This is a genomic window from Halococcus hamelinensis 100A6, assembly GCF_000336675.1.
Taxonomy (GTDB): Archaea; Halobacteriota; Halobacteria; order Halobacteriales; family Halococcaceae; genus Halococcus; species Halococcus hamelinensis.
The window spans coordinates 128,289-149,183 of the sequence record NZ_AOMB01000041.1 but is presented as its reverse complement, the minus strand read 5'-3'; the positions used below and the strand labels follow the sequence as shown (position 1 = coordinate 149,183).

The 20,895-nt window shown below is 66.9% G+C and carries 20 protein-coding genes and 1 pseudogene; 7 read left to right on the top strand and 14 right to left on the bottom strand.

The genetic code is table 11. The features are described 5' to 3' along the window. Nucleotides 1-27 precede the first annotated feature (27 nt). Nucleotides 28-204 (top strand): hypothetical protein, encoded by a 177-nt coding sequence (locus tag C447_RS14770; protein WP_237713340.1) that lies wholly within the window; start codon nt 28-30, stop codon nt 202-204. Nucleotides 205-265: 61 nt separating this feature from the next. Here C447_RS14770 and C447_RS14765 read toward each other — a convergent pair whose 3' ends face one another. Then, nucleotides 266-658 carry a TRAM domain-containing protein gene (locus C447_RS14765; protein ID WP_007695298.1) on the bottom strand — a complete coding sequence of 131 codons (393 nt, stop codon included), beginning with the start codon at nt 656-658 and terminating at the stop codon, nt 266-268. Nucleotides 659-897: 239 nt separating this feature from the next. Here C447_RS14765 and C447_RS14760 point away from each other — a divergent pair, with 239 nt between their 5' ends. After that, nucleotides 898-1,137: a DUF7123 family protein gene (locus tag C447_RS14760; protein ID WP_007695297.1), complete on the top strand. Its 240-nt coding sequence runs from the start codon at nt 898-900 to the stop codon at nt 1,135-1,137. Between the two features lie 7 nt (nt 1,138-1,144). Here C447_RS14760 and C447_RS14755 read toward each other — a convergent pair whose 3' ends face one another. From C447_RS14755 to C447_RS14730, 6 genes and pseudogenes are all read right to left on the bottom strand, one after another. After that, nucleotides 1,145-1,753 carry a winged helix-turn-helix transcriptional regulator gene (locus tag C447_RS14755; RefSeq protein ID WP_007695296.1) on the bottom strand — a complete coding sequence of 203 codons (609 nt, stop codon included), beginning with the start codon at nt 1,751-1,753 and terminating at the stop codon, nt 1,145-1,147. 54 nt (nt 1,754-1,807) lie between these two features. Beyond that, a pseudogene (locus C447_RS14750) lies at nt 1,808-3,166 on the bottom strand (SPFH domain-containing protein). Nucleotides 3,167-3,228: 62 nt separating this feature from the next. Beyond that, nucleotides 3,229-3,846: an NfeD family protein gene (locus tag C447_RS14745; RefSeq protein ID WP_007695292.1), complete on the bottom strand. Its 618-nt coding sequence runs from the start codon at nt 3,844-3,846 to the stop codon at nt 3,229-3,231. A 41-nt stretch (nt 3,847-3,887) separates the two neighbouring features. Beyond that, nucleotides 3,888-4,085 (bottom strand): DUF7312 domain-containing protein, encoded by a 198-nt coding sequence (locus tag C447_RS14740; protein ID WP_007695291.1) that lies wholly within the window; start codon nt 4,083-4,085, stop codon nt 3,888-3,890. A 79-nt stretch (nt 4,086-4,164) separates the two neighbouring features. After that, a complete protein-coding gene (gene metG, locus C447_RS14735; protein ID WP_007695290.1) occupies nt 4,165-6,237 on the bottom strand; it encodes a methionine--tRNA ligase in 2,073 nt (690 codons plus the stop codon). Between the two features lie 290 nt (nt 6,238-6,527). Further along, a complete protein-coding gene (locus tag C447_RS14730) occupies nt 6,528-7,700 on the bottom strand; it encodes an inorganic phosphate transporter (RefSeq protein ID WP_007695289.1) in 1,173 nt (390 codons plus the stop codon). Nucleotides 7,701-7,807: 107 nt separating this feature from the next. Between C447_RS14730 and C447_RS14725 the strand changes: the two genes are divergently transcribed. After that, nucleotides 7,808-8,392 (top strand): hypothetical protein, encoded by a 585-nt coding sequence (locus C447_RS14725; RefSeq protein ID WP_007695288.1) that lies wholly within the window; start codon nt 7,808-7,810, stop codon nt 8,390-8,392. 87 nt (nt 8,393-8,479) lie between these two features. On the opposite strand, the gene C447_RS14720 is transcribed toward C447_RS14725, so the two are convergent. The 3 genes from C447_RS14720 to ppsA all read right to left on the bottom strand — a co-directional run bounded on the left by C447_RS14720 (nt 8,480) and on the right by ppsA (nt 11,797). Beyond that, the gene (locus tag C447_RS14720; protein WP_007695287.1) at nt 8,480-8,680 is read right to left on the bottom strand and encodes a hypothetical protein; all 201 of its coding nucleotides are present in this window, start codon (nt 8,678-8,680) and stop codon (nt 8,480-8,482) included. A 145-nt stretch (nt 8,681-8,825) separates the two neighbouring features. Continuing rightward, nucleotides 8,826-9,398 carry a YqaA family protein gene (locus C447_RS14715; RefSeq protein WP_007695286.1) on the bottom strand — a complete coding sequence of 191 codons (573 nt, stop codon included), beginning with the start codon at nt 9,396-9,398 and terminating at the stop codon, nt 8,826-8,828. Between the two features lie 113 nt (nt 9,399-9,511). Next, nucleotides 9,512-11,797, bottom strand: a complete 2,286-nt coding sequence (ppsA, locus tag C447_RS14710; RefSeq protein WP_007695285.1) for a pyruvate, water dikinase — start codon at nt 11,795-11,797, stop codon at nt 9,512-9,514. 272 nt (nt 11,798-12,069) lie between these two features. Between ppsA and C447_RS14705 the strand changes: the two genes are divergently transcribed. The 3 genes from C447_RS14705 to C447_RS14695 are packed head-to-tail and all read left to right on the top strand — an operon-like array spanning nt 12,070 to nt 14,246. After that, complete coding sequence (locus tag C447_RS14705; RefSeq protein WP_007695283.1) at nt 12,070-12,765, top strand: phosphoribosyltransferase; 696 nt, start codon at nt 12,070-12,072, stop codon at nt 12,763-12,765. After that, nucleotides 12,762-13,613: an S-methyl-5'-thioadenosine phosphorylase gene (mtnP, locus tag C447_RS14700; RefSeq protein WP_029601807.1), complete on the top strand. Its 852-nt coding sequence runs from the start codon at nt 12,762-12,764 to the stop codon at nt 13,611-13,613. Before C447_RS14705 ends, mtnP begins: the two co-directional genes overlap by 4 nt. A 54-nt stretch (nt 13,614-13,667) precedes the next feature. After that, a complete protein-coding gene (locus C447_RS14695; protein ID WP_007695281.1) occupies nt 13,668-14,246 on the top strand; it encodes a type 1 glutamine amidotransferase domain-containing protein in 579 nt (192 codons plus the stop codon). A gap of 47 nt (nt 14,247-14,293) precedes the next feature. Here C447_RS14695 and C447_RS14690 read toward each other — a convergent pair whose 3' ends face one another. Next, complete coding sequence (locus C447_RS14690) at nt 14,294-15,298, bottom strand: alcohol dehydrogenase (RefSeq protein ID WP_007695280.1); 1,005 nt, start codon at nt 15,296-15,298, stop codon at nt 14,294-14,296. A 95-nt stretch (nt 15,299-15,393) separates the two neighbouring features. Further along, complete coding sequence (locus tag C447_RS14685; protein WP_007695279.1) at nt 15,394-15,846, bottom strand: pyridoxamine 5'-phosphate oxidase family protein; 453 nt, start codon at nt 15,844-15,846, stop codon at nt 15,394-15,396. Between the two features lie 185 nt (nt 15,847-16,031). Between C447_RS14685 and C447_RS14680 the strand changes: the two genes are divergently transcribed. Continuing rightward, a complete protein-coding gene (locus C447_RS14680) occupies nt 16,032-16,379 on the top strand; it encodes a hypothetical protein (RefSeq protein ID WP_007695278.1) in 348 nt (115 codons plus the stop codon). Between the two features lie 122 nt (nt 16,380-16,501). On the opposite strand, the gene C447_RS14675 is transcribed toward C447_RS14680, so the two are convergent. Continuing rightward, nucleotides 16,502-17,335 carry a segregation and condensation protein A gene (locus tag C447_RS14675; RefSeq protein ID WP_010612115.1) on the bottom strand — a complete coding sequence of 278 codons (834 nt, stop codon included), beginning with the start codon at nt 17,333-17,335 and terminating at the stop codon, nt 16,502-16,504. Continuing rightward, nucleotides 17,328-20,894, bottom strand: a complete 3,567-nt coding sequence (smc, locus tag C447_RS14670; RefSeq protein ID WP_007695276.1) for a chromosome segregation protein SMC — start codon at nt 20,892-20,894, stop codon at nt 17,328-17,330. Before smc ends, C447_RS14675 begins: the two co-directional genes overlap by 8 nt. Between the last annotated feature and the right edge of the window lies 1 nt (nt 20,895).

The following is a 20,895-nucleotide window of genomic DNA, read 5'->3' as shown; positions in this document are numbered from 1 at the left end:
TCGGTGGCCGATGGTACGACCGACTCGATGAACGACACACACGGGATCGGCGAGACGCCCTCGTGTCCCTCCTGTGGCTCGGGCGACGTCGAACGGATCGAGGGCGGTGCCGCCGGCATCTACCGCTGTACGAACTGTGACGAGGAGTTCGACGCGGACGACGACGACGACCACGCGAAAAGCGAGACCGGCCAGGAGAGCTGAGGCGGCCGGCCGCCGACTCGTCGTCGAGCGGTCCGGGGGTGCGTGGGCGGCCGCCGACGACCTATTCGATGATCTCGCCCACCGCGAAGTTGGATTTCACTTCGGTGACCTCGATCTTGACCTGTTCGCCGACCTCCGCCCCGGGGACGATGATGACGTAGCCCCGCTCGACGCGTGCGATACCGTCGCCCTGCTTGCCGATGTCCTCGACCTCGACGTACCGCATCTCGCCGACGTCGACCGGGGGCTGTGGCTCGGAGGAGGGGCGGTTCGACGACGACCCGCTCGTCCCGCTCTCGACCGACTCGCGCGAGATCAGCGCCACGCGATAGGTCTCACCCGCCTCGATCGAACCGGTGTCGACCTCGCGCCGCGGCACCTCGACGGTGTAGGTGTCGCCGGTTTCGGAGACATCAGCGTTGAACAGACACAGGAGTTTATCAGAGATTTCCATCACGTAGTGCTCCGTTCGCGTCTCTGGAGCGGAGGACCAAAGAACTACCGCTCACCGACGACCCCGCGGACGGGGGGTTCGAGGGCGTTACCCGCACGTACCATCCCCCGGAGCCCGGGACGGCGCTGGCGGGCCACGGCCACCGCCTCGACCCCTCCTCGAAGACAAAATCGACGGACGGCGACCGGATTACCCCACCGTACCAAACCCCGTATGTACGCCGCCCCGGTAGGGAGACCATGGGCGCTACCACCGCGGCGATGCCCGCTCTCAGCGAGAAGCAGCGACGGATCTTCGAGTACCTCCGCGAGCACGTGGCCACGCGAACCTACTTCAAATCCCGCCTCATCGGCGAGGCGGTCGGGCTCTCGGCGAAGGAGGTCGGTACCAACATGACCGCGATCCAGAACTCGGAGGGACCGCTCTCGGTCGAGAAGTGGGGCTACTCCTCCAGCACCACCTGGAAGGTCACCCGATAGAGCGGAATCAACCGTCGACGCTGATGTACCGGTCGGCCTCGCGCGCGAACTGGAGGGTCGCGACGTCGAACGAGTTGGCGTATCGAACGAGCAGCGTCAACAGGAGCTCCGGACGAACGAGCGCGTAGCCCTCGCCACGCGAGAGCACCCCCGCACCTTCGAGGTCGGCGGCGTGTTTGCTCACCGTCGGCCGCGAGACCCCGAGGTCGGTGGCGAGGTCGCTCGCGCTCGCGTCGGGGTCGCGAAGCAGCGCGATCACCATCCCCCGTGGCGTCTCCCGACGAAGCACGCCGAGCGCGACCTTCTCGAACGAATCGAACTCCCGGGCCGGAAAGTACCGTCGATAGTCGCCGTCCCGGTCGCTCTCGACGACCGCGTCGTTTTCGAGCCGCCGGAGGTGGTGTTGGGTTTCGCCGGTCCCCAGCCCGAGGTCGTCGCGGACCTTCGAGAAGTGTGCGCCCGGCGTCGCCGCGAGGTAGCCCGTGATGGCGTCGCGGGCGTCGCTCTCGTCTTCCTCGTCCCTGTCGGCGAGGCGCGCGAGCGGCCCGACCGCCCCGACGGCGGCGAACCGCCGGAGCGTCGCGCGTTTTCCCTCGTCGACCTCGGGGTCGCCCATTGGTACTGCCTCGGGACAGGTAGATAAAACGGCTTTGACTGTGTGCGCGTCGACTCAGTTCGTCTCGGGTTCGAGTTCTCCGTCGCTCGACTCGGTCGAGTCGGTCTCCGACTCGGCCCCCGTCGGTTCGTCCATCTCGGCGATGACGTCGTCGGGGTCCTGGATGTCGGTGGTGGACTTACCGGTCTTGATGGCTTCGGCCTCCTGTTCCATCTCCTCGACGTCGAGTTCGGCCTCCTCGTCGATGTTGCCGAGTATCTCGTCGATGTTGTCGAGGCCGATGAGTTCGCGGGTCTCGGCGTCGAAGTCGAGGCTCTGGAGGNGGCCTCCTCGTCGATGTTGCCGAGTATCTCGTCGATGTTGTCGAGGCCGATGAGTTCGCGGGTCTCGGCGTCGAAGTCGAGGCTCTGGAGGCCGCCGTTGCGCTCGGCGACGTCGCTCCCGGTCAGGTGTTTGCCGTAGCGCCCGAGCATCGAGGTGAGTTCCTGGGGGAGGACGAACGTCGTGGACTCGCTCTCGCCCATCGACTGGAGGGTCTCCATCCCGCGCTCGATGACCGCGCGCTCGCCCATNGAGTTCCTGGGGGAGGACGAACGTCGTGGACTCGCTCTCGCCCATCGACTGGAGGGTCTCCATCCCGCGCTCGATGACCGCGCGCTCGCCCATGGACTCGGCGGATTTCGCCCGGAGAACGGTGGACACCGAATCACCCTGGGCTTCGAGGATCTGGCTCTGCTTTTCACCCTGGGCACGGATGATGTTCGACTGCTTTTCACCCTCGGCGCTCTCGACTGCGCTCCGGCGTTCACCCTGGGCTTCGAGGATCATCGCACGGCGGCGGCGCTCGGCGGAGGTCTGTTGTTCCATCGCCTGCTGGACGTCGGGCGAGGGGTTGACCTCCCTGACCTCCACAGACTCGACTCGGACCCCCCACTCGTCGGTCGGTTCGTCGAGGTCGCGTCGGATCCGGCTGTTGATCTCCGAGCGTTTGCTCAGCGTGTCGTCCAGATCCATGTCGCCGAGCACGGCCCGGAGGGTGGTCTGGGCGAGGTTCGAGACCGCGCGCTTGTAGTCGTCGACTTCGAGGAAGGCCTTCTTCGCGTCCATGACCTTGATGTAGACGACGGCATCGGCCGTCACCGGCGAGTTGTCGCGCGTGATGGCTTCCTGACGCGGGACGTCGAGGGTCTGGGTCCGCATGTCGAACGGGTAGGTGTTGCTGACGAACGGCGGCACGAAACTGATACCCGGTTCAAGGAGCTTTCGGTAGTCGCCCAACACCGTGAGCGCGCGTTTCTCGTAGGCGTTGACGATCTCGATCGAGCTGTAGACGGTGGCGACCGCGACCAGCAACACGAGGAGAACGACGATGGCTGGAAGGAGAGCGCCTACCTGCAGCGGTTCGAGTAGCATCTCATCGTGAATGTCAGAATCCAGTAAGCATAAGCGTTCCGACGCTGTTGAGCTCGACTCCTTCAGGCGGTTTCTCGTTCGCGTTCGTCGGCAGCCTCCTCGCGGCCGCGGGCGAGCGCTCGGTCGATCTCGTCGTCCTCGATCATCGAGAGCGACTCGACGGTCACCACGTTGCCCCCACCCGGATCGGTGACCATCACCTCCTCGCCCTCCTCGATATCCCGGTCGAGCGCCCGGGCAGCGTAGTAGGGGTTGAAGCCGCCCTCGTCGAGTTTGACCTCGCCGCTGCTGTGGGTGATACGTTCGGTCGCGCGCCCGGTCTTGCCACGGAGCGCCGACGAGTCGCTCGTCCGGCCCGAGCCCTTCCCGCCGTAGAAATCGAACTCGCGGTAGACGTAGAACGCCGCCGCGCCGCTCGCGATCACGACCGGCGCGAGCACCGCCGCGAGGAACACCGGCCCGAGGAAGGTGCCGAGCGCCAGTCCAACCAAGCCCGAGACGAGGAGCGCGATCCCGAGCACCATGAAGTGGCCACCCGGCGCGAGCGTCTCCAGTCCCACCAGTCCGAGCCCACAGATCAGGAGTACGAGCGGGAGCTGGTTCAAAACGAGGTCGGTCACCTGGAGGGGCAGCGGACCGAGAACCGCGGCCACGACCGGGATCCCGAACGCCGATATCATACTGAACGTAGGATGTCCGTGTGATTAACTGTTGGGACTGTTCAGACCCCGAGCAGTATCAAAAGCGCCAGCGCGACCCCGAACACCACGAACAGCGCGTTCTCGAAGCTCGGCGACTCGGGCTCGATCTCCCGTCGAGTTTGGGCGTCGCCGAAGACGTCCGTGGCTCCGCCCTCGTCGCTCTCCTCGGGGTCCTCGAAATCCTCGACCGAGTACTTCCACTCGTCGTCGTCCGCCATGGCCCGGCTACGAACCCGAAACGGAAGTGCGTACCGCCCTCGTCCGACACCCCTTCCGGAGACCGTCGGTCCGACCCGGCTATCGGATCTTCGTCCCCGGCGGGCTGTCGGCGTGGGTGGTGAGCAGGTCCGCCTCCTCGCCCGCCGCGAGGATCATCCCGTTGCTCTCGACGCCGAACAGTTCGGCCTTCTCGATGTTCGCGAGCACCACCACCCGGGTTCCGGGCAGCGCGTCGAGGTCGTGGAGCTGTTTGATGCCCGCGACGATCTGGCGCGTCTCGGCACCCAGATCGACTTCGAGTCGTGCGAGGTCGTCCGCACCCTCGATCCCCTCTGCGTGCTTGACCTCGCCGACCCGGATGTCGAGGTCCCCGAACTCCTCGAACCCGATCCGGTCGTCGGCGATCGGTTCGACCGCTGCGCCGTCCGACTCCCCGGCGGCTTCCCCGTCCGCGTCCTCGTCGGCGGCCGCCGCTTCCGAGTCCTCGCCGGCGGCTGCGATCTGTGCTTCCAGGCGCTCGTTGAGTTCGGCGACGCGGTCGTCGTCGATCCCCTCGAACGGTTCCTCGGGCGCGTCGAAGACCTCGGGCGGTGCGTCGAGCGCCGCCCCGACGCCGACCTCGTGGACGGAGCCCGACTCGTCGAGCTGGTCCCAGAGCCGTTCGGCGGTGCCGGGCATGATCGGCTCCGAAAGCACCACGACGGCCTTCGCGATCTGGACACAGTCGCGGATCACGTCGGCTCGTTCGGGGTCCTCGAGGTTCCACGGCTCGTGGCCCTGGATGTACTCGTTGCCGAACTGGGCGAGTTTGACGGCCGACTGCCCGACCGCGCGCACCGAGTAGTCGTTGACACCGTCTCGGAAGTCCTCGATGGCCTCCTCGATCCGGTCGCTGACTCCGTCCGAAACCTCCGTGTCGGGCGTGCCGTCGTAGTTGCGGTGGGCGAACAGCAGCGACCGATAGAGGAAATTCCCGACGGTGCCGACGAGCTCGCCGTTGACCCGTTCGGCGAAGCGCTCCCACGAGAAGTCGATGTCCTGTTGGAACCCGCTGCCGGTGGTGATGTAGTACCGATAGAGGTCGGGGTCGAACCCTTCCTCCAAGTAATCGTCGACCCAGACGGCCCGATTCCGGCTCGTGGAGAACCCCTTGCCGTCGAGGTTGACGAACCCGCTCGCGAGCACCGCGCGGGGTTCGTTGTAGTCGACTCCGTGTAGCATCGAGGGCCAGAAGACGGTGTGATGCTGGATGATGTCGCGGCCGATGACGTGGACGAGTTCGCCCTCGTCCTGCCAGGGCTCCTCCCAGTCGAACTCCTCCGCGCCGACGCGCTCGGAGTACGCCTTCGTGCTCGAAACGTACTCGACCGGGGCATCCACCCAGACGTAGAGCACGAGGTCCTCTTTCCCTGGGTACTCGATCCCCCAGTCCAGATCGCGCGTGATACACCAGTCCTGGAGTTCGCCCTCGATCCACTCGCGAGGCTGGTTCTTGGCGTTCGCGGTGCCCTCAAGCCGATCGATGAACTCGCCGAGGTAGTCCTGAAAGTCCGAGAGGCGGAGGAACTCGTGTTCGCGGGTGCGGTACTCGGCGGAGTTCCCAGTAACGACGCTCGTGGGCTCTTCGATCTCGCCGGGTTCGAGGTGGCGACCACAGCCCTCGTCGCACTCGTCGCCGCGGGCGTGCTCGCCGCAGTACGGGCAGGTGCCCTCGACGTAGCGGTCGGGCAGCGGCTGGTCGGCTTCCGGGTCCCACGCGACTTCGATCTCCTGTTCGTAGATGTGGCCGCCCTCGTCGAGTTCGCGAACGAACTCCTGGGTGAGTTCGACGTTGGTCTCCTCGCGGGTGTGGCCGTAGTTGTCGAACTCGATGTCGAACTTCGGGAAGGTCTCCTGGTACTTCTCGTGGTGGCGGAGCGCGAACTCCTCGGGGCTGACGCCCTCCTCCCAGGCGTTGACCGCGACGGGGGTGCCGTGCATGTCCGACCCGGAGACGAACGCGGTCTCCTGGCCGAGCTTCCGGAGCGAGCGCGCCAGCGCGTCGCCGCCGACGTAGGTTCGGAGGTGGCCGACGTGGAGGTCGCCGTTGGCGTAGGGTAACCCGCAGGTGACCACCGCGGGGTGGTCGGTGGGGAACGTCTCGTGGCTCATGCGTATCGATACCTCGATGCGGGCCTAAAGCCCGGCGTTTTCGGTTTCGGGTGTCTCATCGGTGTGGTGACTGGTGGTCGAAGACGATACGAGAAACGCGCCGCGGTTCACCGCCCCGGTGGTCGGTCCGTGCTACCGAACCCACGACGAGGGCCGACTCCACCCGGCGCTTCGGACCGTCGTGCGCATACCGAACTGGAACACCGGTTTCACGGTCGTCACTCGTCGCGCTGGAGGTATAAGGGTAGGTGGTTACGCCGTCGCGTACGCGAGCCGGTCCCGAGACCCCCTCACCACCAGAACTCGAAGGCCACCCGGAACGTGGCGTAGGCACCGATCGTCGAGAGCACCGGGACGACGTTCTGCATCACTATCACCCGGCCGGTCGTGCCGGGGTCGAACAGTTCGCCGGCCGTCGCGACCCGCTCGGGTTCCTCCTCGCCGATGGCGGGTGCGTCCTCGCCCGGTTCGTCGACGGCCAGCGCGTCCACCGAGAGCGGTGGCGTCCGCTCGCGGCGAACCTCCGAGACGGCGACGGTGCGGGTGGCTCGTCCCCAGCCGAGCCCGACGATCGACATCGTCGCGATGATGACGAACGAGGCGGGGATGCCGATCGCGGAGAGCCCGATCACGATGCCCGAGGAGATCACCGCGACGACGATGGCGGCCGTCAGCGGGAGCGTGGTGATGTCGTTGCCGAGCGTGTCGAGCGTTCGGCGGGCGATCGTGAACGCCCCGATGGTGACCGCGACACCGCCGAGTATCATCAGCGGGTCCAGCGCGACGCCGGCCCCGTACAGCGGCGCGATCGCGTTCGCCATGTTCGACGTCCCCGCCGAGAACGCCATGACGCACGCGATGGCGACGACGACCACCGTGCCTGCCACCTCCCGGACGGTGGTGTTCGTTCCTCGCCGTAGCCTCGGGATCGTCCCCGACCGGTCGACTTCGAGCAGGGCTCCCTCGGTCGTCGTGACCGCGATCCAGCTGTTGATCGCGGGGTAGAAGTACCGACCGACCACCATCGAGACCCAAAAGCCTACGAGCGGGGCGACGATCCACCAGATCGCTATCTCGCCCATCACGGCCCAGTCGAGTTCGTTCGTCGCGACCCCGAGGCCGGCGATCGCCCCGACGGCCGTCATCGACGTCGAGGCGGGGGCCCCGGAGTAGTTGCCGATGAACAGCGCGCCACCGATGAAGAACAGCACGACGATGCTGGTCTCGATCGTGAAGACCCCGGGGTCGGTCAGGAGGTCCTGGCCGAGCGTGTCCACGACCCGCCGACCGACGGTCCACGCGCCGAGGAAGAAGAAGACCGACATCAGCGCCGCCGCGGCGACCTTCGAGAGCACCCCCGCGCCGACGGCCGGACCGAACGCCGGCCCGGTGTTCGCACCGCCGATGTTGTAACCGACGAAGAGCGCGACGACGAGACCCACAACCAGAAGCGGTTCGACCATGATCTACGAAGAGGACAGTCTAGCTTAAAACGGTGCGCTCACGCGCTCGGCGGTCGACCCCGTTCGGTCACGGTACATCTATCCCTGCAACCGTTCATAGTCGGTGTATGAACCCGAATCGCGTCGACTCGATCGTGGATCTCACCTACGGCGTGCTGATATTCGCCGCGATAGCCCTGATCCTCACGGTCGGGACCGGCGTCGGTGTCGCGTTCGGATTGGGCGTGCTCGTCTCCTATGCGATCCACGTCGGGTGGAAGATGGCCCGGTTCGACCCGTACTGGATGACCGGGGAGGTCGACGAACAGGTCGAAGAGACGGTCACGGAGGAGGTCGGCCAGCGAGTCGAGGAGACCATCTCGGAGGAGGTCGACCGACGGGTCGAGGAAACGGTATCGGAGGAGGTCGACCGACGGGTCGAGGAAACGGTATCGGAGGAGGTCGGCCAGCGGGTCGAAGAGACGGTCTCGGAGGAGGTCGGCCAGCGGGTCGAGGAGACGGTCTCGGAGGAGGTCGACCAGCGAGTCGAGGAGACCGTCTCGGAGGAAGTCGACGAGGTCACGCGGCGCGTCGAGGAGGTGAACGAGCGCGTCGACCGGCGACCGCGCGAGGACGAAGTCGAGGGGAAGATCAGCGAACTGACCGACGAGGACGACGAGGACGACGAGCGCGAACGCGACGAGTCGAACTGATCCGGAAGCGGAGCCGGTCGGACGGTATCGTGGCTACGGATCCGCTCCACTCGGTCGCCCGACCGGAGAGCCCCAGCGCTCGGTCCGTTATCCGGACACGACCCGTCGGAGGCCAGTGACGAGGAAACCGAGGCCGCCGACGGACAGCACCCCGGTAATCGCGTAGACGAACGGCGTGAGCGGGTCGACCGGATAGAGGAACAGGAAGAACGACGCGCCGGCGAAGAGCAGCAGGGAGATACCGAGCGAGACGACGCCGAGTGTTCGGGTGTGCTCACCATCGGCCATGGGGAAACGAGTGCCGACGACCTAATCCGGGTTGCGGTACGCGCGTCCACGACGGGACCCGTGCTCGTCCGCCATTCCGTCCGCCGGATCGTCGCGAGAACGGACGGGCGGTGCGGCTTTCTCAGCGAGAACGGCGATACGGGCTTCACAGCGAGAAGAACGGCGCGAGCACGCCCGCGACCACCAGCAGCCGACCGACGCTGCCGACGAAGGTCGCGGCCGCGAACTTCGCGTAGTCCTCTTCGAGCACCGTGAAGGCGTAGATCGAGATCGTATCCGGGAAGAAGGGGACACAGAGCGCGAGCGCGAGCCCGAGATAGCCGTACTCCCTGGCGAGCTCGACCGTTCGGCGTTCGGACCACTCCACGATGTCGAACCTCGATTCCCGGAGGCGGTCGATGACCGGACCCGACTGGCGTTTGGCCTCCTGGCCGAGCGCGAAGGCGGCGACGCTGCCGGCGGCCTTGCCGAGCCCGCTCACGAGTATCACGATGGCGAGGTCGACGGTGCCCGGAAACCCGAACCCGAGCCCCGAGCGGGCCGCGAGGAGGACGACCTCGCTCGGCAGCGGCAGGGCGATCGCGATGAGGAACGAGTAGACCGCGACGATCACCAGCCCGAACGGTCCCGACGCGGTCTCGACCGCGTGTTCGAGACCGCCGAACTGGAGAACGTGTCCGACGAGAATCGGCAGGACGACCGGCGGGAGGTACGTCACGGCCGATCCTGGGTATGTATCGCACCTAAGTGTGGTGTTCCGGACCGGAACGTGCTATCACGAACCGTGGAATCTGGAGAACCGCGTGAACTCGGACGAACCGCGTGGTCGGCCTATCGGACGGTGTCGAGAACGAGTTTCTGCTCGACGCGTTTGACCTCGTGCTGGACGTCGCGGACGGCGTCGATGTTCGCGGAGATCGACGAGACGCCCTCGTTGACGAGGAACTTGACCATCTGTGGTTTCGAGCCGGCCTGGCCGCAGATGCTGGTCGCGACGTCGTGTTCGCGGCAGGTCGCGATCGTCTGGCCGATGAGTTCCAACACCGCCGGGTGAAGCTCGTCGAAGCGGTCGGCGACCTGGCCGTTGTTGCGGTCCACCGCGAGGGTGTACTGCGTGAGGTCGTTGGTGCCGAACGAGGCGAAGTCGATACCGGCGTCGGCCATCTGCTCGACGCAGAGCGCGCTCGCCGGCGTCTCGACCATCACACCCCACGACCGCTTCTCGGGGTCGATGCCGACCTCTTCGAGCATGTTCCGCGCCCGGATCACGTCCTCGACGTCGTTGACGAGCGGGAACATCACCTCGACGTTGTCGTAGCCCATGCCGTAGAGCCGGCGGAAGGCCTCGAGTTCGTGGACGAAGACGTCGGGTCGGTCGAGGCTCCGGCGGATGCCGCGATAGCCGAGCATCGGGTTGTGTTCGTTGGGTTCGTCGTCGCCGCCCTCCAGCTGTCGGAACTCGTCGGTGGGCGCATCGAGGGTTCGGACCCGTACGGGGCGGGGGTAGAACTCGTCGGCCACGCCCTGGATCCCCTGGACGATCTCCTCGATGTAGGCGTCCTCGCCGTGGTCGTTGATGTACTTCTCCGGCGTCTTGCCCGTCGAGAGGATCATGTGCTCCATCCGGAGCAGCCCCACCCCGTCGGCCCCCGTCGCGGCGGCGCGTTCGGCGGCCTCGGGGATCGAGACGTTGACCTTCACCTCGGTCGCGGTCATCGGCTTGACCGGGGCCTGCGGGCGGACCTCCTCGACCGCGTCGCGCTCGTCGGTTGTGGCCGCGCCCTCCCGGATGGTGCCCTTGTCGCCGTCGATCGTGATCCGCCGGCCGTCCTCGAGTTCGTCGGTGGCCGTGCCGGTGCCCACGACGGCGGGCACCCCGAGCTCGCGCGAGACGATCGCGGCGTGGGAGGTCATCCCGCCCTCGTTGGTGACGATACCGGCGGCGCGCTTCATCGCGGGCACCATGTCCGGCGTCGTCATCTCGGTGACGATCACGTCGCCTTCGCCTACTTTGTCGAGCTGGTCGAGCTCGCGGACGACCGCCACGTCCCCGCTCGCGGCCCCCGGGCTCGCACCCAGGCCCGTCAGGATGACGTCGCTCCCGGAGCCGTTCGACTCCGACTGGGTCGCGACGCCGCTGCCGTCGGCGACGCCCGCCTGGCTCTCGGTGTCGTCGGCGATGGTCGTGATGGGCCGGGACTGGAGCATGAACACCTCACCGTCGATGATCGCCCACTCCACGTCCTGGGGGTCGCCGTAGTGGCCTTCGACCTGCTCGCCGATCGCGACCAGACTCTCGATCTCGTCGTCGTCGAGCACCTGGGCCTCGCGCTTCTCGTCGGGCACCGGCTGCATCGTGGTCTCGCCGGTCTCGACGTCCTTGACGCACATCGTCTTCTTGTCGGCGACCGTGGTCTCGACCACGTCGCTGGTCTCGCGGTCGATCCGGTAGTTGTCGGGCGAGACCTCGCCCGCGACGACCGCCTCGCCGAGCCCCCAGGCCGCCTCGACGATGACCTCGGGCGCGCCGGTCGAGGGGTGTGAGGTGAACATCACACCGCTCTTCTCGGCGTCGACCATCCGCTGGACCACGACGGCGATGTCGACGGCGCGGTGTTCGAAGCCCTGCTGTTCGCGGTAGTAGATCGCGCGCTGGGTGAACAACGAGGCCCAGCACTCCTTCACCCGCTCGACGAGGTCGTCGCGGGTGACGTTGAGGAAGGTCTCCTGTTGGCCCGCGAACGAGGCGTCGGGGAGGTCCTCCGCCGTGGCCGAGGACCGAACGGCGACGAACGCCTCCCCGTCGTCGAGGTTGCCGTAGGTTTCGAGGATCTCCTCGCGCAGCTCCTCGGGCATCTCGGTCCCGAGGATGAGCTCCTCGGCGCGCTCGGCCGCCGTCGCGAGCGCGCTCGAATCGTCGGAGTCGACGTCGACCGCCGCGAAGAGGTCCTCGTCGATACCGGTCTCCTCGATGAACGAGCGATACGTCCCCGCCGTGACGACGAACGCCGGTGGCACGGGCAGGCCGGCCCCCGCGAGCTCGCCGAGCGACGCCCCCTTGCCGCCGACGGCGTCGATGTCGTCCTTGCCGACCGCGTCGAGCCAGAGTACTGCCATCGTGGATCGTTACTCACTGACGTCGATAAAGAAGGTTCCGAACCCGAGAAGGACCCGAACGCGGGACGGCTCGCTGGCGAGGTCGCGACGCGCCGCGTCGCGACCGGCTCGGTCTCGAACGTATCGGCCGTGACCGACGGACCCTCATTACCCTTGTGCGTTCATGTGCCGGGGAGCGAGGCCGGGGGGACCGAAACGGGACGGTCGACGGGTTCGGGCCGCCGAGGACACAACGACTTAACACGTCCGGCCGCGTTCGTTCGCCAGAGTCCATGTCAGAGCTTCCCGACGACTTCACGTGTACCATCACCAACTGGGAGTATATCTACGGTCGGTGTCGGGCCGTCGCGAACCAGGTCAAGCGCGCCGAGTACGAACCCGACGTCGTGGTCGCGCTCGCGCGCGGCGGCTGGTTCGCCGGACGGTGTCTCTGTGATTTCCTCGGTCTCGACGACCTCACGAGCCTCAAGATGGAACACTACGTTGGAACCGCCCAGAAGACCGGCGACCCCGAGATCCGCTATCCGATGCCGGAGGGGTCGGTCGAGGGCAAGGACGTGCTGATCATCGACGACATCGCCGACACGGGTGGGTCGATCGAGCGCGCTCACGAGTACGTGGTCGACCGCGACCCGAACGCGGTCCGCACCGCGACGGTCCAGCTGCTTGGTACCAGCGCGTTCGAACCCGACTTCGTCGGCGAGCGCCTCGACGAGTGGACCTGGGTGGTCTACCCCTGGAACTTCATCGAGGACATGGTCGACCTCGTGACCCGCGTGATGGGCACGGAGTCGCGCTCGCTCGACGAGATCCGCCATCTCCTCGCCGAACACCACGAGATCGACCGGATCAGCATGGAGATCGCCCAGCCGAACCGGATGGACGAGGTACTGATCGAGATGGAGCGCCGTGGGGTGGTCGAAGCCGCGGGCGAGGACGAGTGGCGGCTCGCGGAGGCCACGGCATGATCGGTCTCATCGGCGGCAGCGGGATCTACGAGGCCCTCGACCTCGACGACGCCCGCGACGAACACATCGGCACGCCGTTCGGCTCGCCCTCGAGCCCGATCACGATCGGCGAACTCGACGGCGAAGAGGTCGCCTTCCTCGCGCGTCACGGCCTCGATCACCAGCACGCCCCCTCGGAGGTGCCCTACCGCGCGAACCTCTACGCGCTGAAGGACCTGGGTGCCGAACGCGTGCTCTCGACCAACGCGGTCGGCAGCCTCCGTGAGGACCTCCCGCCGCAGAGCCTCGTGGTCCCCGACCAGATCTTCGACCGCACGAGACACCGTCAGAGTACCTTCTTCGACGAGCGGATGGTGGTCCACATGGGCTTCGCCGAGCCCTACTGCCCGCACATGAGCGAGCACCTCGTCGAGGCCGCCGACGACGTGCTCGACGACGGCGCGCACGCGGGCGGGACCTACGTCTGCATCGAGGGCCCACAGTTCTCGACGAAGGCCGAGAGCGAGTTCTACCGTGCACAGGGCTGGGACATGGTCGGCATGACCACCGTCCCCGAGGCCAAGCTCGCCCGCGAGGCCGAGCTCTGCTATGCCACCCTCGCCGGGGTCACGGACTACGACGTCTGGAAGGACGACAGCGAGGTGAGTCTGGAGGAGGTGCTCGAGAACGCCGCGGTCAACGAGGACAACATCAACGAGGTGGTCCGCGAAGCGATCGAGACGATGCCGGACGAGCGCGCGTGTGACTGCGAGCACGCCCTCGACGGCACGATCAACACCGCGAGCGAGGCGATCCCCGACGAGGTCCGCGAGGGTGTCGACCTCTTCATCGGCGAGTATCTCGACTAGGGTTGCGAGCGCAAGCCCCGTTCTCAGGACGCTCCATCCCCTCCCTCCGATGTAATGGCTGATTCACTCGAAGACAAATCCGTCGGTATCGTGCTCGCGCCGCGCGGCAGCGAGGAGGTCGAGTTCACCGAACCCAAGAGCGCCGTCGAGGACGCCGGCGGTAGCGTCGACGTGCTCGGCATCGAGACCGGCGAGGTCGAGACCGTCAACGGCGACCTCGATCCGGCCGGTTCGTACGAGATCGAGAAGTCGTTCGACGAGGTCACAGTAGAAGACTACGACGGCCTCGTGGTCCCCGGCGGCACCGTCGGCGCGGACACCCTCCGCGGGGACGACACGGCGGTCGAATTCGTTCAGGACTTCTTCGAGACCGAGAAACCCCTCGCCGTGATCTGTCACGGGCCGTGGACCCTCGTCGAGGCCGACGTCGTCGACGGACGGGAGCTCACCTCCTATCACAGCCTCGAAACCGACATCCGTAACGCGGGCGGGAACTGGGTCGACGAGGAGGTCGTCGTGGACGAGGGCCTCGTGACCAGCCGCAACCCCGACGACCTGGAGGCGTTCTGCGACAAGGTCGTCGAGGAGATCGAGGAGGGCGAACACGAGGACCGGCAGACCGACGACGTCTGAGAAGGCGACCGACGACGTTCCGAGACTTTTAGTGGACTATCGCTCCGTCAGGGTTCGATAACGGCCCGGAAGCGTGCCTCGCTGTTCATCATGCTCTCGTAGGCCGCGTCGGCTTCCTCCAGCGAGTAGGTCTCGACCATCGACGCCACGTCGCGGAGCGAGCTGAATTCGAGGGTGTCCTGAGAGTCGCGTGCGTCGCCCGAGGGCCACCCCGCGACGGATTGACGGCTGGTGACGAGCGGCTGGACCGGCACCGAGAGGGGCTCGCCGGGAACGCCGACGGTGAGCAGCGTCCCCTCGACGCCGAGGCCGCCGACCACCGATTCCATCGCGTCGACGTGGGGTGCGGTGGCGAGCACGACGCTCGCACCGCCGAGCTCCGTGAGTGCCTCGGCGGGGTCCTCGGCCTCGCTGTCGACGTAGTGGTCCGCGCCGAGGTCGAACGCGAGGTCGCGTTTCTCCGTCCCGCGCGAGACCGCGACGGTCTCGAAGCCGAACGCGCTCGCGTACTGGACCCCGAGGTGGCCGAGGCCGCCGACGCCCTGGACCGCGACGAGGTCACCGGGTTCGGCCTCGGAGTTCCGCAGCGAGTTGAAGGTCGTGACGCCGGCACACAGCAACGGCGCGGCGGCCGTGGCGTCGAGGTCGTCGGGCACCCGCGCGAGCGTCTCCTGGGGCGCAGTGAGGTACTCGGCGTAGCCGCCGTCGTGGTCGAAGCCCGTGACGTCGCCGTTCTCACACGCGATGAAGTCGCCGCGCCGGCAGGGCTCGCAGGTGAAGCAGTGGCCGCCGTGCCAACCGACGCCCACGCGGTCGCCCGCCTCGAAGGTCTCGACGCGCTCACCGACCGCGTCGACGTGACCGACGACCTCGTGGCCGGGGGTTCGGGGATACTCGACGCCGGGCCACTGGCCCTCCTTCAGGAAGGCGTCGCTGTGACAGACCCCGCAGGCGTCGACCGAAACTCGGACCTCCTCGGGACCCGGTTCGGGGACGTCGACCTCGACCACCTCGAAGTCGCCCTCGGGTTCGGGGACCTGTACGGCTCGCATCGACGCTGGTGTTTCGCTCATCGCCAGCGGTCCGGGCCACGCGGGTTTAGGGATTCGTTCCGCGGTAACGGGACTCCTCAGCGCGGTCGTCAAAGCTAGAGGCTGCCGGCGTACGACTGGTCGCGCTCGACCACCGTCTCCGGCACGAACCGAACGAACACGTATCGCTCGGCGACCTCGTCTAGCCCTCGGAAGGTCTCGTCCCACTCCGACTCGTCGGGGCCGAGGTACTGGGTGAGGAGTCGTTCACCCCGGTCGCCGTCGAACGGCTCGACGCTCGCGCGGCCACGCAATCCGACGTGCTCGACGCGACCCGTCTCGGGGTCGAAATCGACGATCGAGACCGCGGTTCGCGGGTCCGCCTCGATACGCTCCGGGAACGTCTTGTCCGAACGCGTCGCGATGATCCAGAGCGCGCCGTCCTCCCAGAGAAACCAGAGGGGCGAGACCCGCGGACCGTCCGGCGATTCGGTTCCGAGGTGGCAAAAGAGCGGTCGGGCCAGAAAATCCTCTAGTTCGGCGTCCAACGTGTCCTCGACGACCTCCATAGCCGTCCGAAACGCGGCCGGCTAATCGGTGTTTCGCCGGCGGAACCCTCCTCGTCGGATGGTACGACGACCGGCAGTTCTTCAAACCACTATCGGGATGGCGTTCTCACTACGAAAAACATACCGAGATCGACGTTCGGTTTGACGTATGGGGCTAGAGGAGTTGGTGCAACGAGGTTCGTTGTATGGGTTCGGTGTCGGAGCTAACGGCAGGCGTTGTCGTACTCGCTGCGGGTCTGTTCGACCTCGTCCTCCCGATCGTCGGGCTCGCGCTGGTCGGTATCGCGGTGTTGGCTCTCGTGCTGTTGCTCGGAGCCCCCGGAATTGGACCGGGGTCCGCGGGCGGTGGACTGGAATCCAACATCGGTGGTGGCGACGAGATGCCGATGGCGAACGCCGCGGAGGCCGGTATCACCTCCGGTAGCCCCTCCGACATCGCGACGGTGGTACCGGCGACACGGCTGGAGTACGTGATGTATTTCTGTGGATTCGGAGCCTGCGCCGTGGTTTTCCTTGCACTGCTCCTCGGCTGAACTGCTGTCGGCTGTCGTCTCGTGCTGGATCGTGGTCTCGGCACCCCTGCTCACGAACGAACTTCGATGCGAGCACCTCCAGATCCACGACCTTTGTCTTCCGAACCGAACAGACCCGAAAATCAGTCGGCGACCGCTTCCTCGGCGGTCCCGGTCGCCGCCGGGTTCTGGACCCACAGGTCGCCGAAGAGGTCGTCCTGTTCGAGCCGGACGTGACCCCGATGGGAGAGAAAGAGCAGGGCGAGGAACGTCTCGACGCGCGAGCCGCCCGCCAGCTCGACCTCGGTGTAGAGCACCTCGTCGCGCCCGGCGTCGTACTGCTTTCTGAGCACGCGCTGGACGTCGGCGATGGTGGTCTCGATGTCCTCGCGGTGGGCCGTCCCGGTGACGTCGGACTCGGTGGGTTCGTCGTCGACCCGGAGCCCGTCGTCCGAATGGTAATCGAGGGTCTGGGTGCCGCGCTGGAACCCCTTGGGCGAGCCGCTGGTGTCGTAGGTTCTGGACTCCTTCCACCACGAGTCGCGTTCGGCCTCCCGGAGCTCTCTCACCAACTCGTCGAGGGTCTCGGGCGTCCCGCGGGCGTTCTTCCGGTCCAGCCGGCGGTCCATCTCGGCTTCGAGCGAGGCCACCGGGTCGAAGTCGAACTCGTCCTCGCCGTCCCCTCGCTGTTCCTCCCAGCCCGCCTCCCACGGTTCTATCTCCGATTCGGGGTCGGGCTCGTCGTCGGATTCCAACAGTGCCTCGCTCTTCATCCGCAAGAGGACGCTGGCGTAGAACAGCGCCCGGCCGGAGGTCCTGAGGTCCGCGCTGTCGAGCCGTTCGAGGAAGGCGTCCGTCACCGAGACGACGTCGATGTCCCAGGGTTCGATCTCGCCCTCCTCGGCCAGCCGCACGAGGAGTTCGACCGGCTCGACCTCGTCCTCGTCGGTGGCCCGCTCCGGCGGGGCGTCAATCATCCGCCGGGGCCTCCGCCGCACCGAGGTCGATGCCCGTCACCGCGGAGACGTTGTCGCCCTGCATCGTCACGCCGATCGCCCGTTCGGAGCGTTCGAGCATCGCCGAGCGGTGACTCACGACGATGAACTGGGCGTCGCTGGCGAGTTCGTCGACGAGTTCGCCGACGCGCTCGGCGTTCGCGGCGTCGAGGAAGGCGTCGACCTCGTCGAGCGCGTAGAACGGCGCGGGGTTGTGGCGCTGGATCGCGAAGATGAACGCAAGCGCGGTCAGGGACTTCTCGCCGCCGCTCATCGCGTCCAGGCGCTGGATGGGCTTGTCGCCCGGCTGGGCCTTCATCGTCAGTCCCCCCTCGAACGGGTCGTCGGGGTCTTCGAGGTGGAGCGTTCCGGAACCGGCCGAGAGCCGTTCGAAGATCGACTCGAACTGGTCGTTGATCGCCTCGTAGGACTCCATGAAGGTCGCCTTCTTCTGGGCCTCGTAGGAGTCGATCCGGTCTTCGATCCCGTCGCGCTCGTCGGTCAGGGTGGCCTTCTTGTCGGTGAGGTCGTCGAGGTCGTCCGCGACGGTGTCGTACTCGTCGATCGCGAGCATGTTCACCGGCTCCAGCTCCTCCATCTCGCCTTCGAGTCGCCCGATCTCGCGTTCGACCTCGTCGTGGTCGGGGATCGCCTCGGGGTCGTACTCGCCGACGACGCTTTCGAGCTCGTCGATCTCCCAGCCGAGGCGCTCGCGGCGTTCCCGGCGGTCGTCGAGCGTCCCCTCGACCTCGTTCACCGCCTCGCGCTGCTCGTCGCGCGCCGCCGTCGCCTCCTTCAGTTCGGCCTTCAGCTCCGTGCGCTCGGCCTTGAGGTCCGCGAGTTCGTCCTCTAGGTCCTCGACGGCGGCCTCGCGCTCTTCGAGCTTCTCGTCCTGCTCCTCGATGGCGGCTTCGAGCTCCTCGATCCGCTCTTCGGCCTCCGCCTTCCGGTTCTGGGCGGTCTCGAGTTTGTCGTTGAGGTCCGCTATCGAACTCTCGGCGTACTGCTTTTCGAGCTGGAGCTGGTTCAGCTCGCCGTCGAGGTCGTCCATCCGCTCTTCGAGGTCGTCGATCGTCCCCTGGATCTCGTCGGCCTCGCTCGTGAGCTCCGGGATGTCCGAGTCGGCGAGTTCGCTCTCCAGCTCCTCGATGTCCGCCTCGATGGTCGCGATCTCCTCGTCGTACCCCGCGATGGCGGTCTCGAGTTCGTTCATCTCGGCGTCGACCGCCTCGCGGTCGTCCTCGATCTCCTCGATGTCGTCTTCGAGCGAGTCGATCCGGGATTCGACCTCCGCGCGCTCGCGCTCCTTGCGTTCGATCTCGCTCTCGATGTCCCGGACCTGGTCGGCCGCCGCCGACCGCCGGTCGCGCGCGTCGTCGAGCCGGCTCTCGATCTCGCGGACCTCCGCCTGGACGTCGCGTCGCTGCTCTTCGAGTTCGGTGATCCGGTCGGCCACCCGCTCGATCCGGCCCGCGCTGGACTCGAAGGAGTAGCGCGACCCGCTCTTCGACCCGCCGGTCATCGCGCCGCTCTTCTCGACCAGGTCGCCGTCGACGGTCACCAGCCGGTAGTCGCCCATCAGGTCCCGCGCGGTCGCCATGTCCTCGACCACCAGCGTGCTGCCGAGGACGTACGAGAAGATCCCTGCGTACTCGTCGGGGAAGTCGACGAGGTTGTACGCGAAGTCCACCACTCCCTCGCGATTCGGCCGGTTCGGCAGCGACCGGCGCTGCATCTTCGTTATCGGCAGGAAGGTCGCCCGACCCGCGTTCCGGGATTTGAGGTGTTCGATCGCGCGCTGGCCGACCCCGTCGTCGCTCACCACGACGTTCGCGAGCCGTCCGCCCGCCGCGGTCTCACACGCCGTCGCGTACTCGCCCGCCACCCCGCCGAGCTGGGCCACGGTTCCGTGAACCCCGTCGAGCCCCGCGTTCAGCGCCGTCGAGACCGCGCGGCCGTACGACGAGCCACTGCTGTCGCTCTTGGATTCGAGGGTCGCGTACTCCTCCTTCGCCGCCCGGAGGTCGTCCTCGACCTCGTCGAGGTCGTCCTTTCGCTCGCGCTTCTCCTCGGCGAGGTCCGAGACGACGTCCTCGATGTTCGCCTCGTTGCGTTCGGCCTTCTCGAGTTCGTCCTCGAGGTCCGAGATGGCGGCTTTGATCCCGGGGATCTCCTCGCGCGCGTCCTCGATCTCGGCCTCCGTCTCGCTCTGTTCGGTCGAGCGCCGCCGGGCGGCGTCGAGCAGTCGGTCCTGCTCGCGCTGTCTCTCGTTCTTCTCGCTCTTGGCGCGTTCGAGCGTCTCGCGCCGGTCGGCGAGGTCGGCCTTCACCTCGTCGTACTCGGTGTCCACGGACTCGATCTCGGCTTCGACCTCCGCGAGCTTCGCCTCCTCGTCCTCGATGTCCGCCGTGAGACCCGATTTCTCGACCTTGAGGCTCCGGATGTCGCTCTCGAACTCCTCGATGTCCTCCTGTTTCTTGTCGAGCTCGACGAACGCCTGTCGGCGCTCGGATTCGGCGTCCGCGATCCGCTCCTCGGTCGAGTCGATCTTGTCCTCCAGCCGGCTCCTCTCGCCCTTGATCTCCTCGATCTCGCGTTTGATCGCGAGCTGTTCGTCCTCGCCCTTCCGCTCGATCTCCTCGTTGAGGTCGTCGAGGTCGCTGTCGAGCCGTGAGACCCTGCCCTGGCGTTCGTCGAGTTCGGTCTGGCGGTCGGCGAGGTCGTCCTCCAGCGCCTCGATCTTCTCCTCGGTCTCGGCGAGCTGCGCTCGCTTCTCTTCGAGTTCGGCGGCCTTGCGGTAGGCCTCGTACTCCTCTTTCTCCTCGCGAAGGGACTGATATTCGAGCGCGGTCTCGCGCTCGTCCCGCAGCTGGTCGAGCCGGTCTTCCTTCTCGGCGATCCGGAGTTCGGCCTCGTCGATCCGCTCTTCGACGACCGCCAGTTCCTCGAAGGCGTCCTCCTTCTTCGCGTCGAAGGCCGCCACGCCCGCGATCTCGTCGATTATCTCGCGGCGCTCGCCCGCGGTCATGCTGATGATCCCCGTGACGTCGCCCTGCATCACGACGTTGTAGCCCTCGGGCGTGATGCCGGCCTGTGCGAGGAGGTCCTGGATGTCCGAGAGGTTCACCGAGCGACCGTTGAGGTAGTAGTAGGAGTAGTAGTTGTCGTCGGTCTGTTTGACCCGCCGCTTGATGGTGATCTCCTCGATGTCGCCGACGTCGTCGGTGCCGGCGGCGCTCTCGACCTCGGCCCGCGTGAGGGTCTCGTCGGCGTTGGCGAGCACGACCTCGACGCTGGCCTCGCGGGTGCCGCTCGGGTCCTGCCCGTCGTCGTGGCTCGGGTTGTAGATCAGGTCCGTGAGCTTCTGTGCCCGGATCCCGCGGGTGCGCGCGAGCCCGAGACAGAAGAGGACCGCGTCGATGATGTTCGACTTTCCCGAGCCGTTCGGGCCGCTCACGGTCGTGAAGTCCTCGTAGAACGGGAGTCGTGTCTTCCGGCCGAAACTCTTGAAGTTCTCTAAGACGAGCGTTTTGATGTGCATG